Origin of the sequence: Streptomyces filamentosus, from assembly GCF_014654895.1 — a bacterium.
Classification (GTDB): domain Bacteria; phylum Actinomycetota; class Actinomycetes; order Streptomycetales; family Streptomycetaceae; genus Streptomyces; species Streptomyces filamentosus.
In genome coordinates, this window is sequence record NZ_BNBE01000004.1 from 956,818 (window position 1) to 970,404 (window position 13,587).

The 13,587-nt window shown below is 70.8% G+C and carries 8 protein-coding genes; 6 read left to right on the forward strand and 2 right to left on the reverse strand.

Annotated features, from left to right (window positions below; all coding sequences use genetic code 11):
• Positions 1 to 273 precede the first annotated feature (273 nt).
• A complete protein-coding gene (locus tag IE326_RS38150; RefSeq protein ID WP_190044827.1) occupies positions 274 to 3,189 on the reverse strand; it encodes a glycoside hydrolase family 48 protein in 2,916 nt (971 codons plus the stop codon).
• A gap of 349 nt (positions 3,190 to 3,538) precedes the next feature.
• Here IE326_RS38150 and IE326_RS38155 point away from each other — a divergent pair, with 349 nt between their 5' ends.
• Positions 3,539 to 5,077, forward strand: a complete 1,539-nt coding sequence (locus IE326_RS38155) for a cellulase family glycosylhydrolase (protein ID WP_190044828.1) — start codon at positions 3,539 to 3,541, stop codon at positions 5,075 to 5,077.
• Positions 5,078 to 5,094: 17 nt separating this feature from the next.
• Positions 5,095 to 6,846 carry a glycoside hydrolase family 6 protein gene (locus IE326_RS38160; RefSeq protein ID WP_190044829.1) on the forward strand — a complete coding sequence of 584 codons (1,752 nt, stop codon included), beginning with the start codon at positions 5,095 to 5,097 and terminating at the stop codon, positions 6,844 to 6,846.
• Between the two features lie 319 nt (positions 6,847 to 7,165).
• Here IE326_RS38160 and IE326_RS38165 read toward each other — a convergent pair whose 3' ends face one another.
• The gene (locus IE326_RS38165) at positions 7,166 to 8,215 is read right to left on the reverse strand and encodes a LacI family DNA-binding transcriptional regulator (RefSeq protein ID WP_190044830.1); all 1,050 of its coding nucleotides are present in this window, start codon (positions 8,213 to 8,215) and stop codon (positions 7,166 to 7,168) included.
• A 392-nt stretch (positions 8,216 to 8,607) separates the two neighbouring features.
• On the opposite strand from IE326_RS38165, the gene IE326_RS38170 reads away from it, so the two are divergent.
• The 4 genes from IE326_RS38170 (at position 8,608) to IE326_RS38185 (ending at position 13,515) form a co-directional block, all read left to right on the forward strand.
• The gene (locus tag IE326_RS38170) at positions 8,608 to 9,945 is read left to right on the forward strand and encodes an ABC transporter substrate-binding protein (protein ID WP_150234644.1); all 1,338 of its coding nucleotides are present in this window, start codon (positions 8,608 to 8,610) and stop codon (positions 9,943 to 9,945) included.
• A gap of 91 nt (positions 9,946 to 10,036) precedes the next feature.
• Positions 10,037 to 11,047, forward strand: coding sequence for a carbohydrate ABC transporter permease (locus IE326_RS38175; RefSeq protein WP_030754445.1), 1,011 nt, complete (start codon positions 10,037 to 10,039; stop codon positions 11,045 to 11,047).
• Between the two features lie 3 nt (positions 11,048 to 11,050).
• Positions 11,051 to 11,965: a carbohydrate ABC transporter permease gene (locus IE326_RS38180; RefSeq protein WP_150234645.1), complete on the forward strand. Its 915-nt coding sequence runs from the start codon at positions 11,051 to 11,053 to the stop codon at positions 11,963 to 11,965.
• 107 nt (positions 11,966 to 12,072) lie between these two features.
• Positions 12,073 to 13,515 (forward strand): GH1 family beta-glucosidase, encoded by a 1,443-nt coding sequence (locus IE326_RS38185; RefSeq protein ID WP_190044831.1) that lies wholly within the window; start codon positions 12,073 to 12,075, stop codon positions 13,513 to 13,515.
• Positions 13,516 to 13,587: the final 72 nt, after the last annotated feature.

Sequence of the window (13,587 nt, forward strand, 5' to 3'; positions counted from 1 at the left end):
GTCGGATCTCGGACCCGAGATGTTGGATCCGAGATGTTGGATCCGAGATGTTGGATCCGAGATGTTGGATCCGAGATGTTGGATCCGAGATCCTGCGCTTCGGAGCCTGGAGGTTGGGTCCTGAAGGTTGGATCTCGGAGGTTGGATCCCGGATCCGGCCGTCCGCCGACCGTCGGCCACCGGCCGCCCCCGAAAACCCCGAAGGCCGGGCGGACCCCTAGCGGGGGCCGCCCGGCCTCGTCGTACGCGGAGCCCCTCGCGCGGGGCGGGCTGTTATTCGAGCAGCTCCGCGTACGAGCCCATGGCCAGGGCGATGTCCGCCTGGGCCCAGAACCGGTGGTAGGTGAAGACGGGGGCGGCGCCGCCCGCCAGGTATGCCTCGATCTTCGGCCAGGCCGGGTCGTCCTTGTAGAAGGAGCGGATGGAGGCGAAGGTGGAGGTGTTGTTCACGGTGTCGCCGTTCGGCATGGCGCCGGTCCAGCCGCTCGGTACGTAGACCGGGTCGTCGAAGCGGCTGTAGTCGGCGCGGGTCTCCTCCACGGCGATGCCCAGCGGGTCCTGGTTGTGGTCCCACATGCCGTCGAGGAGGGCCTTGGCGACGCGCTTGGCCTCCGCGTGGCCGGACTTGGCCGCGTAGTAGGTGAGGGTCTTGGCGTAGGCGGCGGCGACGCCGACGTCGTTGGTGTAGTCGGCGACGGTGACGTGCAGGCCGGTGTTGGCGCCGGGGTTCGCCGCGTTCCAGGTGTCGGGTGCGCCGGACCACTGGAGGGTGGACGGGATGCGGAAGGTGCCGTCGGGGTTGATGGTGGTCTTGGACAGCGCCCAGGAGACCCACTTGTCGAGGACGGTCTTCGCCTCGGCGTTGCCGGTCTGCTGGTAGTACTCGGCGACGCGCTCCATGGACCATGCCTGGAAGCCGAACCACTGGTTCGACGCCGGGTCGTGGTAGACGGGCTTCTCGTCGTAGTACATGCCGTGGAAGGTGGGGGTGCCGGCCGGCGGGGTGGCGTAGCGGCCCTGCCAGCTGTTGGTGGCGCCGCCCGCGATGGCGCCCTCGCTGGACTGGAGCCAGCGGTAGAACTCCAGCTGGCGGTCGAGGCTGGTGGCCCAGTCCGCCTGTCCGGTGGCCGACTTGGGCTTGAGCGGGGCGTACTCGCTGAGCGCGTACGCGGCGAGCGGGTTCTGGTAGCCGCTGTGGTTGTGGCTGGAGCCGATCCGCCAGGACCAGCCGGCGGAGGTGTCGACGGCGCCGCCCCAGGCGTAGTACCAGGACATCAGGTAGTGGGCGCTGTCCTTGCCGGTGCCGGCGGGGCAGGCGGTCGGGCCGACGCAGTTCCCGATCTTCTTGAAGTACTTGTCGAACATGGCGTACCGCAGGTAGTCGCCCATCTTGGCGGCCTTGCCGACGGTGGTGGAGACCTGGGAGCCCTTGCCCTGCTCCTTGGCCCAGATGTCGGCCCAGTAGGCGGCCTGGACGGCGCGGGCGTCGGCGTCGGGGGCGTTGGTGTACTTCCACTGCTTGGCGTAGGAGGCGTCCCCGGTGAAGATGTCCAGGTAGCCGTTCTTGCCGCCGTAGGAGAAGTTGTCGCAGGTGGGGTGGGTGACGGTCTCCCAGACGGACTCCTGCGGGCCGCGCTGGAAGGTGTTGATGTACGAGGGGCCGGTCGCCGTCGGTCCTGCGGAGCACTTGCCGGGCTCGTTGCCGAAGCCGTAGACGTTGTCGACGTCCTGGATCCAGTGCATGCCGTAGATGTCGTCGGTGCCGTACGCGCTCTTCAGCTCGGCCGCGATCGGGTCGGATCCGGAGGTGACGCCGGAGTCCAGCTTCGCCGGGTACTGCGAGGGGAGGTCCCACTCGGGGGCGTAGGTGGCCGGCTTCGAGGCGTTGTAGGAGGAGTTCGTGGGCTGGTCGGCGTGGGTCGGGATCATGAATTTCTCCATGGTGTCCCACGCGCCGTTGAACTTGGTCCAGTCACCGGTGATCTTGCCGTACATGGCCTGGAGCCAGATCAGGTAGCTGTACGCCTCCGAGGTCGTCTCGTGCCCGTGGTCGGGGGCCTCGACGATCAGGGTCTCGACGGAGTGGTACGGGATGCCCTCGGGCGAGAAGTAGCCGTTGGCCGGGTTGGTGATCTTCCCGTACAGGTCGAGGAAGCGGGCGTCGTAGGTGGAGTCCGCCGCGAGCTGGGTGGCCTGGACCTCGGCCTTGGCGTGGCCGGGGGCGGTCGCGGTGAAGACGGCGGTGCCGGTGCCGGTGGCGGCCGCGGTGACGGTCACCTTCTGGGCGGTGTTCCAGTTCGCCGGGGTGAAGGTGAGGGTGGCCGGGGAGGCGGTCAGGCCGGTGACGCCGGAGGTGCGGGCGACGGTGACGGTGACGTTCGCGGCCGGGGCCTTCGACAGTTTGAGGTCGAAGGTGCCGGTGGCGCCCTGGCGGACGGCCAGCCGGCCCGGGGTGGCGACGAGGGCCGGTCCCGCGGCCACCGTGATGCCGACGGGGGCGGATTCGCCCGAGGCGCCCTGGCTGTCGTACGCCTTGGCGTAGAGCGAGTGGGCGCCGGCGGGGAGGCCGGACGCGCCGTACGTGAACGGGGCGGTGGTGTCGGTGCCCAGGAGGGTCGTGTCGCTGTAGAACTCGACCTTGTCGACGGTGGCCCCGTCGGCCGCGGCGGCGGTGGCGGCGAGCGGGACGGCGTCGCCCTCGGTGTAGACCGCGCCGGCGGCGGGGCTGGTGAGGACGGCGACCGGCGGCTGGTGGGCGCCGGTGCAGGAGGTGCCGTTGACGGCGAAGCCCACCGGGGCGGCGTTGGTGCCGCTGTAGGTGAACTGGCCGCCCGCCGTGACGGCGGCGCCGGGGGCGACCGTGCCGTTCCAGCCGGCGTTGGTGACGGTGACGTTCTTCCCCGACTGGGTCCAGACGCCGCTCCAGCCGTTGGTGAGCTTCTGGTCACCGGTGTAGGAGTACGTGAGGGTCCAGCCGTTCAGGGCGGCGGAGCCCCGGTTGGTCAGGGTGAGTTCGGCGGTGAAGCCCGAACCCCAGTCGTTCGCCTTGTAGTCGACGCTGCACTGCACGGCGGCGGCCTGCGCGGTGCCGGCTCCGGCTCCGGCGGCCAGCAGGCCGAGGGGGAGCGAGAGCGCCGCGGTCAGGGCGGTGAGGTTCCTGCGTGGGCGTGGTGGTCTCAAGCGTGGCATGCGGGTGGATCTCCTCGCGGCTCGGGAGGTAGGGGGTGTGCGAAGAGCGGGCCGTTCGGGTGGTGCGGGGTCATGCCCGGATGACGCGGAGGTGGTGCGGGGGACGGTGCCCGGTGGTGCGGGGGGCGGGCATGGGGAACAAGCCCTGAACCAGTGGGAGCGCTCCCACTCTGCAAGCGTGACGCAACCACGTCAAGATGTGTGAAGAGTCGAAGGCAAACGACGAGGAATTTGCTCAACTCCTCTTTTGCTTGGCCTGGGTTGCCGCTACGGTCTGCCCCGACCAGTGGGAGCGATTCCATCCAGTCGGCACGCCGCAGAGGCGTGCCCTCGCTGCGAGGACTCGCTCATGCGACATCCCCCACGTCTCACCGCGCTGCTCGCAGGAGCAGCGGTCACGATGGCGAGCAGCGCGCTCGCCGTCGTGGGTACGGCCTCAGGAGCCGCGGCCGCACCCGTCTGCACCGTGGAGTACTCGGTCACCAACCAGTGGACCGGTGGCTTCCAGGGTGCGCTCACCGTCACCAACAACAGCACCGCGCTGAACGGCTGGAGCCTCGGCTTCTCCTTCCCGGCCGGCCAGCAGGTCGGCCAGGGCTGGGGCGGCAAGTGGTCCCAGTCCGGCGCCGCCGTCACCGTGACCAACGAGAGCTGGAACGCCCAGCTCGGCGCCGGCGCGAAGGCGACGACGGGCTTCATCGCCTCGTGGACGGGGACCAACACGGCCCCCGCCGCGTTCACGCTCGGCGGTGTGCCCTGCACCGTGGACGGGCCGACCACCCCGCCCACGACTCCCCCGACCGACCCCCCGACCACACCGCCCACCACTCCCCCGACCACACCACCCACGTCCCCGCCGCCGACGCCCGTCACCGGCGCGCCCGAACTCTCCGTCACCGGGAACAAGTTCACCGACCAGAACGGCGCGGTCCGCCGTCTCCTCGGTGTCAACCGCTCCGGCGGCGAGTTCATGTGCGTCCAGGGCTACGGCATCTGGGACGGTCCGGCCGACGACGCCTCCGTGCGGGCGATCGCCGACTGGAAGGCCAACACGGTCCGCATCCCCCTCAACGAGGAGTGCTGGCTGGGCCTGGACAACGTCAAGCCCGAGTACCGGGGCGCCAACTACGTCGACGCCGTCAAGGACCTCGTGACCAAGGTCCTGGCCCACGGCATGACCCCGGTCGTCGAGCTGCACTGGACGCACGGCCAGTACACCGGCAACTCCGCCGGCTGCGCCGACGTGCACGCCACCTGCCAGAAGCCGATGCCGAGCGCCCAGTACACCCCGGCGTTCTGGACCTCGGTCGCGAACACCTTCAAGAACGACCGGCGGGTCGTCCTCGACCTCTTCAACGAGCCCTATCCGGACCGGGCGACCTCCACCGCGACCCAGGCATGGACCTGCTGGCGCGACGGCGGCACCTGCCCCGGCATCGGGTACGAGGTCGCCGGCATGCAGGACCTGGTGGACGCGGTCCGCGCCACGGGAGCGAAGAACCTCGTCCTCGTGCCCGGCCTCGCGTACTCCAACGACCTCAGCCAGTGGCTCACGTACCGCCCCACGGATCCGGCGGCGAATCTCGCCGCCGCCTGGCACGTCTACAACTTCAACACCTGTGCCGACGAGACGTGCTGGAACAACACCCTCGCCCCCGTGGCCGCCCAAGTGCCCCTCCTCGCGGGCGAGATCGGTGAGAACACCTGCGGACACGCGTTCATCGACCGCGTCATGAAGTGGTTCGACGACCGCGGGCTCTCGTACCTGGGCTGGACCTGGAACACCTGGAACTGCAACTCCGGTCCCGCGCTGATCACTTCGTACGACGGCACCCCCACCGCATTCGGCACCGGGCTGCGCGACCACCTGCGCGCCCTCACCTCCTGAAAGGAACCCCCACTCCCATGAGCCGCACCAGCCGTACCGCCCTCATGGCGGCACTCGGCCTCATCACCGCGACCGGAGCCACCGCGACGGTCTTCGGCACCACGGCCGGCGCAGCCACCCCGGGCTGCAAGGTCGACTACAGCATCACCAACCAGTGGAACACCGGCTTCGGCGCCAACGTCGTCGTCACCAACACCGGTGACCCGACGACCGCGTGGACCCTGGAGTGGACCTACGCCGGGAACCAGCAGGTCACCCAGGGCTGGAACGCCACCATCACCCAGTCCGGCGCCGCCGTCACCGCCAAGAGCCTGTCCTACAACGGCACGCTCGCGACCGGCGGTTCGACCTCCTTCGGCTTCAACGGCTCCTACAGCGGCACCAACGCCGTGCCGGCCGCCTTCAAGCTGAACGGCGTCACCTGCAACACCACCACGCAGCCGACGGACCCGCCGACCACTCCCCCGACCACGCCGCCCACCACCCCGCCCACGACGCCGCCGACCACCCCGCCGGGCCAGAAGGCGGACAACCCGTACGCCGGCGCCAAGGTGTACGTGAACCCCGAGTGGTCCGCGAAGGCGGCGGCGGAGCCCGGCGGCAGCCGGATCTCCAACCAGCCCACCGGCGTCTGGCTGGACCGCATCGCGGCCATCAACGGCGCGAACGGCTCCATGGGCCTGCGCGCCCACCTCGACGAGGCCCTGAAGCAGAAGGGCAGCGGCGAGCTGGTCGTCCAGCTGGTCATCTACAACCTGCCCGGCCGCGACTGTGCCGCGCTCGCCTCCAACGGCGAGCTGGGCCCGACCGAGATCGACAAGTACAAGACGCAGTACATCGACCCGATCGCCGCCATCCTCGGCGACGCGAAGTACGCGGGCCTGCGGATCGTCACCACGGTCGAGATCGACTCGCTGCCGAACCTGGTCACGAACGTCGCCGGGCGTCCCACCGAGACGGCCAACTGCAACGTGATGAAGGAGAACGGCAACTACATCAAGGGCGTCGGCTACGCGCTCAACAAGCTCGGCTCCATCGCCAACGTCTACAACTACGTCGACGCGGGCCACCACGGCTGGCTGGGCTGGGACTCCAACTTCGGTCCCTCCGCCGAGCTGTTCAAGACGGCCGCGACCGCCGAGGGCTCCACGGTCGCCAACGTCCACGGCTTCATCGTGAACACGGCCAACTACAGCGCCCTGAAGGAGGACCACTTCAAGATCGGCGACAGCGTCAACGGGGCCTCCGTGCGCACGTCGAAGTGGATCGACTGGAACCAGTACACCGACGAGCTGTCCTACGCCCAGGCGATGCGCGACAAGCTGGTCGCCCTCGGCTTCGACAGCAAGCTCGGCATGCTCATCGACACCTCCCGCAACGGCTGGGGCGGCACCGCCCGGCCCACCGGCCCGGGTGCGCTGACCAGCGTCGACACCTACGTCAACGGCGGCCGTTACGACCGGCGCATCCACCTCGGCAACTGGTGCAACCAGTCCGGAGCGGGCCTCGGCGAGCGTCCCCAGGCGGCCCCGGCCGCCGGCATCGACGCGTACGTCTGGATGAAGCCCCCGGGCGAGTCCGACGGCGCCTCGAAGGAGATCCCGAACACCGAGGGCAAGGGCTTCGACCGGATGTGCGACCCGACCTACACGGGCAACGCCCGTAACGGCAACAGCATGTCGGGCGCGCTGCCGGACGCCCCGATCTCGGGCCAGTGGTTCTCGGCCCAGTTCCAGGAGCTCATGAAGAACGCGCACCCCGCGCTGTAGGCCCTCCGGGGTGCCGGCGCCGGCCCGGCGGGACCGGCGCCGGCACCCCCACGAGGAAGAACCGGAAGAACAACCGGAAAGAACGCACGAGGCCGGACGGGCCCGGGAACCCCGTCCGGCCTCCTCCCTTTCCCCTTTGCGCCGAGCGGCGTCCATGGCTGCGTCCATGCCTGCGTCATGGCGGCGGCACCAGGGGTGGGGACCGGAACGACGGACGGAACGCGACGGCGGCCGGGCGGGCCGCACGCGTACGGCCGCCGGGGCCGCCGGACGGGCGCCTCCGTGATCCGGCCGGGCGGCCGCGGGGAAGCCCCGGGCCTCAGCAGGACTCCCGGACCACCAGTTCCGTCGGCAGGACGCGCTTCGGGGTGTCCTCCAGGGTGCCGGAGACGTCGTCGAGGAGCATCCGGGCCATGGTGCGGCCCATCTCCTCGATGGGCTGGCGGACGCTGGTGAGCGGGGGGTCCATGAGGCGGGCCACCGGGGAGTCGTCGACGCCGACCAGGGCGACGTCCTCGGGGACGCGGCGGCCGGCCTCGCGCAGCGCCGCGCGGGCGCCCGCCGCCATGACGTCGGAGGCGGCGAAGACGGCGTCCAGTTCCGGGCGGCGTTCCAGCAGGCTGCGCATGGCCGAGCGGCCGCCGTCCTCGGTGAAGTCACCGGCCGCGACGAGGCCCTCGTCGGGGGTGTGGCCCGCCTCGGCGAGGCCGGCGAGGTAGCCGCCGAGCCGGGCCCTGGCCACGTACATGTCCGGGGGGCCGGTGACGGTGGCGATGCGCTGCCGGCCGCGGCCCACCAGGTGGGCGACGGCGGCGCGGCCCGCGCCGATGTTGTCGGAGTCGACGTACGGCACGGGCTCGGCCTCGGAGCGGCGGCCGTTCATGACGACCGGGATGCCGAGTTCGCGGATGCGGTCGGGCAGCGGGTCGTCGCCGTGGACGGAGGCGAGGAGGACGCCGTCGACGCGCTGGGCGGCGAGGTACTGCTCGAAGCGCTGGCGCTCCTGCTCGGTGCGGACCAGGGTGAGCAGGAGCTGTTTGTCGGCCTCGGCGAGCTCGGCGCTGACGCCGCGGATGAGGTCGAGGAAGTAGGGCTCGGCGAAGAGCCGGGCCTCGGCCTCGGGGATGACGAGGGCGATGGCGTCGGTGCGGCTGCCGGCGAGGGCGCGGGCGGCCTGGTTGGGGACGTAGCCCAGTTCGGCGACGGCCCGGGCCACGGCGGCGCGGGTCTGTTCGCTCACGCGCGGGGAGCCGTTGATGACCCGTGAGACGGTGCCCCGGCCGACTCCGGCGCGGGCCGCGACCTGTTCCAGGGTGGGTCTGCTGATCTGCCGTCCGTTCACGCTCGCGGTGCTCCCCTCGTCGGACATCGTGCCGCTCGCCAGGGCCGCGGTGGGGTGGGCCCTCCTGGGTGGAGCGGCCGTGCCGGAGGAAGGGGCCCGCGAGGGGCCGCACCGGGATGGGAGCGCTCCCACCCTAGAGCACCGGCCGCGCGCGGCGCCACGCGCGCGTTCAGGAGATGACGTGAAGACCCGCGTCCCGGCGGGCGGAAACCCGCCGAACACCTTCCGGTAACGAATCCGCCTTCATCTCTTGACACCCCCACCCCCCCGGCGGCAACCTTCCGGCAACGACGTGGGAGCGCTCCCATCAGGGGAAGCCACACAGCCTGCATCAGGTCCCGGCAGGGCCCGCCGAGCCGCGAGCAGTCGGCCGGACCTCTTGGCGCACAAAGAGCACCACCTTGGACGAGGAGAGTGGAATGCGCACTTCCAGCAGCAGACGCGGATACCGCACGGCCGCCGCGGCGGTCGCCGCGGTGGTGACCGGCACGGTCCTGCTCACCGGTTGCGGAAGCGACAAGGACGACGAGGCCGGGAAGGACGGCGGCAAGATCACCCTGCGCGTCGGCACCTTCGGGTCCTTCGGCTACGACAACAAGACCGGCGCGAAGCTGTACGCCGAGTACGAGCGGCTCCACCCGAACATCAAGATCGAGGAGTCGAACGTCTCCGACGGTCAGAAGTACTGGGACACCCTGAAGCTGCGCCTCTCCCAGAACAGCGGCACCGCCGACATCCAGGCCATCGAGGTCGGCTACATCGCCGAGGCGACCGGCCCGACCATGGCCGCCAAGTGGCTGGACGTCGTCAAGGAGGGCGGCGCCGACACCTCCAAGTTCCTCGACTGGAAGGTCAAGCAGGCCACCACCGCCGACGGCAAGGTCATCGGCCTCGGCACCGACATCGGCCCCATGGCGGTCTGTTACAACAAGGACCTCTTCGCCAAGGCCGGACTGCCCACCGACCGCGACGAGGTCGGCAAGCTGTGGAACGGCGACTGGGCGAAGTTCCTCACCGTCGGCGAGACGTACAAGAAGAAGGCGCCCGCCGGCACCGCCTTCCACGACTCCGCCAGCGGTCTGTTCAACGCGGTGCTCTCCAGCGACCCCGTCCAGTACGCGAACTCCAGCGGCCAGCTCGACTGGGAGAACAGCCCCGGCGTGAAGAAGGCCTGGGAGCTCGGCGTCAAGGCCGCCCAGGGCGGACTCACCGCCAAGCTGCGCCAGTTCGACGAGGCGGGCACCTGGAACGCCGCCTTCAAGAACTCCAAGTTCGCCACGGTCGCCTGCCCGTCCTGGATGACCGGCATCATCAAGGACCAGGCCGGTCCCGCCAACCAGGGCAAGTGGGACATCGCCGCACCGCCCGTCGCCGGAAACTGGGGCGGCGCCTTCCTCGCCGTGCCCAAGGCGGGCAAGCACACCAAGGAGGCCGCCGAGCTGGCCGCCTGGCTGACCGCCCCCGAGCAGCACGCCAAGGTCTTCGCGGTGAACGGCAACATCCCGTCCTCGAAGGACACCCTCCTCTCCCCCGCGGTGCAGGACGCCAAGCTGCCGTACTTCGGCGACACCCCGGTGGGCAAGATCTTCTCCTCGGCGGCGGCCGGCATCACCCCCGCCGTCATCAGCCGCTACGACGGCCAGGTGAAGACCTTCCTCACCGACAACGGCATCCTCGACATCGAGCAGCGGGGCACCGACCCGGCCAAGGCATGGGAGAACGTCAAGAAGCTGGTCGACGACAAGATCCAGCAGTAGCGGGGACCGTGCGCCGGCCCGCCGCCACCTGCCGGCGGCGGGCCGGCACCGTCCGCACCACCGCACGCATCGACCTGGAAGGACGCCACCCGTGGCCACCTCCGTACGGGCGACGCAGGACGGCACCCCGCCGCCCGCCGCACCGCCCTCCCCGCCCGCCCCGCACGGCCGGCGCCGCCGCTCCGGCCCGGGCGGCTGGCGCAGCACCCTGTACCGCTGGGACGTCAAGGCGATCCCGTACGTCTTCATCACCCCCTTCTTCCTCACCTTCGCCGCCTTCGGCCTCTTCCCGCTGATCTACACGGGCTGGCTCTCGCTCAACCGGGTCGAGCTCGGCGGCACGCCCGAGTGGAAGGGCCTGGAGAACTACACCGACCTCGCCACCAGCGAGTTCTTCTGGAACGCGCTCCTCAACACCTTCACCATCGGTGTCATCTCGACCGTCCCGCAGCTGCTGATGGCCCTCGGCCTCGCCCACCTGCTGAACTACAAGCTCCGCGGCCGCGGCTTCTTCCGGGTCGCCATCCTCGCCCCGTACGCCACCTCGATCGCGGCGGCGACACTGGTCTTCGCCCAGCTCTTCAACACCGACTACGGGATGATCAACGGCGTCCTCGACTGGGTCGGGATCGGGCCGGTCGACTGGAAGAACTCCAAGTGGCCGGCGCAGATCGCGATCTCCGTCATCGTCACCTGGCGCTGGACCGGCTACAACGCGCTGATCTACCTGGCCGCCATGCAGGCCGTGCCGCAGGACCTCTACGAGGCCGCCTCGCTGGACGGCGCGTCCCGCTGGCGCCAGTTCATCAGCGTCACCATCCCCTCCATCCGGCCGACGATCTTCTTCACGATCATCGTCTCCACCATCGGCGCCACCCAGCTCTTCGGCGAGCCGATGCTCTTCGGCGGCAGCGTCGGCATCAGCGGCGGCAGCGGTCACCAGTTCCAGACCCTGAGCCTCCTGATGTACGAGAAGGGCTGGATCACCGGCGCGCTGGGCTCCGCCTCCGCGATCGCCTGGGTCATGCTGGCGCTCCTGCTGCTCATCGGCGGCATCCAGGCGCTGCTCTCCCGCCGCAACCGCAAGAAGCTGGGGGACTGACCCATGGCCCGCACCCTCGACACCTCCCCGTCCGTCGAGCCCAAGACGCCGGGCGTCCGCCCGGGGCGCCGCCGCTTCCGCCAGACGGCGGGCCGGCAGCACCACGCGGGACCGCTCACCTACGTCCTGCTGATCGTCGCGACGGTGGTCTCGCTCTTCCCGCTGTACTGGAACGTGGTCGCCGCCTCGCACACCGGTGACCGCGTCGTCCAGGCGCCCGCACCGCTGCTGCCCGGCTCCCGTCTGCTCGACAACCTCAGCTTCGCCTGGGACCAGGTCGACATGGGCGAGGCCCTGGTCAACACCACGATCGTGGCGAGCCTGGTGGCCGCCTCCACCGTCCTCTTCTCCACGCTGGCCGGCTTCGCCTTCGCCAAGCTGCCCTTCAAGGGCCGCGGCATGCTGCTCTCCCTGGTCGTCGCCACCATGACGATCCCGCCGCAGCTCAGCGTCATCCCGCTCTACCAGATCATCACCGACCTCGGCTGGTTCGACCAGCTCCAGTCGGTCGTCCTGCCCTCGCTCGTCGCGGCCTTCGGCGTCTTCTTCATGCGCCAGTTCCTCGTGGAGGCGCTGCCCGTCGAGCTGGTCGAGGCGGCCCGGATGGACGGCGCGCACAGCCTGCGCATCATCTGGCACGTGGTCTTCCCGGTGGCCCGCCCGGCCATGGCCGTGCTCGGCATGCTCGTCTTCGTCCAGGCGTGGAACGACTTCTTCTGGCCGTTCATCGCGCTCACCCCGGACGGCAGCCCGACCCTCCAGGTCGCCCTCGCCGGTCTCGGCGCGGGCAACCACACCGTCGACCACGCGATCGTCCTGACCGGCGCGCTGATATCGACCGTGCCGCTGCTGCTGGTCTTCGCCTTCCTGGGCAAGCACATCGTGGGCGGCATCACCGCCGGCGCGGTCAAGAGCTGACCCGCCCCACCCCTCTCCGTACCGCAATTCCCGTCGGCCGTACGGGTCCGCCGCCGTCGCCGGACCCGTACGTGCCGACCCGTACCCCGCGTTGGGAGCGCCCTCCTATGACCGCGTCCGAGACCCGGCCGCTCACCGCCACCCGTTCCTTCCCCTCCGACTTCCTCTGGGGCGCGGCCACCGCCGCCTACCAGATCGAGGGAGCCGCCCGTGAGGACGGCCGCACCCCGTCCATCTGGGACACCTTCTCGCACACCCCCGGCAAGGTCTTCGAGGGCCACACCGGCGACGTCGCCGTCGACCACTACCACCGGTTCCGGGACGACGTCGCGCTCATGGCCGAACTCGGCCTGAACGCCTACCGGTTCTCCGTCTCCTGGTCCCGGGTCCAGCCCACCGGCCGGGGTCCCGCCGTCCAGAAGGGCCTGGACTTCTACCGGTCGCTGGTGGACGAGCTGCTCGCCGCCGGCATCGAGCCGGCCCTCACCCTCTACCACTGGGACCTGCCGCAGGAGCTGGAGGACGCGGGCGGCTGGCCCGAGCGCGCCACGGCCGAGCGGTTCGCCGAGTACGCCGGGATCGTCGCCGACGCCGTCGGCGACCGCGTCAAGCGGTGGACCACGCTCAACGAGCCCTGGTGCAGCGCCTTCCTCGGTTACGGCTCCGGGGTGCACGCCCCCGGCCGGACCGACCCGGTCGCCGCGCTGCGCGCCGCCCACCACCTCAACCTCGGTCACGGCCTCGCCGTCCAGGCGCTGCGCGCGTCCCTGCCGTCGGACCGGCAGATCTCGGTCTCGCTGAACCTGCACGAGGTCCGGGCGCGCGGCAACTCCGCCGAGGACCTGGAGGCGGCCCGCCGGATCGACGCCGTCGGCAACCGCGTCTGGCTCGGCCCGATGCTGGAGGGCGCGTACCCCGAGGACCTGATCGCCGACACCCGGCACCTCACCGACTGGTCCTTCGTCCAGCCCGGCGACACGGCGACGGCGAACCAGCCGCTCGACTTCCTCGCCATCAACTACTACGCGCCCACGCTGGTGGCGCACGTCGCCGAGGGCGAGGAGAAGCCGCAGGACGACGGGCACGGCGACAGCGCCCACTCGCCGTGGCCGGGCGCCGACTCGGTCGCCTTCCACCGCGCGCCCGGCGAGCGGACGGCGATGGGCTGGCCGGTCGACCCGACCGGCCTGTACGACCTGCTGCGCCGGACCGCCGACGCGTACCCGGGCCTGCCGCTGGTGATCAGCGAGAACGGCGCCGCGTACGAGGACACGGTCGGCGACGACGGCGGGGTGCACGACCCCGAGCGCACCGCCTACGTGCACGCGCACCTGGCGGAGGTGCACCGGGCGATGGCCGACGGCATCGACGTCCGGGGCTACTTCCTGTGGTCGCTGCTCGACAACTTCGAGTGGGCGTACGGCTACGCGAAGCGGTTCGGGATGGTGCGGGTGGACTACGACACCCTGGAGCGCACCCCGAAGACCAGTGCCCGCTGGTACTCCCGGGTGGCGCGCTCGGGCGAGCTGCACGCGCCCGACGCGCTCTGACCGAAGGCTCGGGAGCACGGGGAAGGGCCGTGCCGGTGGAACCGGCACGGCCCTCGGTGCTGTCCTGCGGTG

Bases quoted from the DNA above. Each gene is read 5' to 3' on its own strand.
- IE326_RS38150 (WP_190044827.1), bottom strand. From the start codon at position 3,189: ATGCCACGCTTGAGACCACCACGCCCACGCAGGAACCTCACCGCCCTG.
- IE326_RS38185 (WP_190044831.1), top strand. From the start codon at position 12,073: ATGACCGCGTCCGAGACCCGGCCGCTCACCGCCACCCGTTCCTTCCCC.
- IE326_RS38170 (WP_150234644.1), top strand. From the start codon at position 8,608: ATGCGCACTTCCAGCAGCAGACGCGGATACCGCACGGCCGCCGCGGCG.
- IE326_RS38155 (WP_190044828.1), top strand. From the start codon at position 3,539: ATGCGACATCCCCCACGTCTCACCGCGCTGCTCGCAGGAGCAGCGGTC.
- IE326_RS38160 (WP_190044829.1), top strand. From the start codon at position 5,095: ATGAGCCGCACCAGCCGTACCGCCCTCATGGCGGCACTCGGCCTCATC.
- IE326_RS38165 (WP_190044830.1), bottom strand. From the start codon at position 8,215: ATGTCCGACGAGGGGAGCACCGCGAGCGTGAACGGACGGCAGATCAGC.
- IE326_RS38180 (WP_150234645.1), top strand. From the start codon at position 11,051: ATGGCCCGCACCCTCGACACCTCCCCGTCCGTCGAGCCCAAGACGCCG.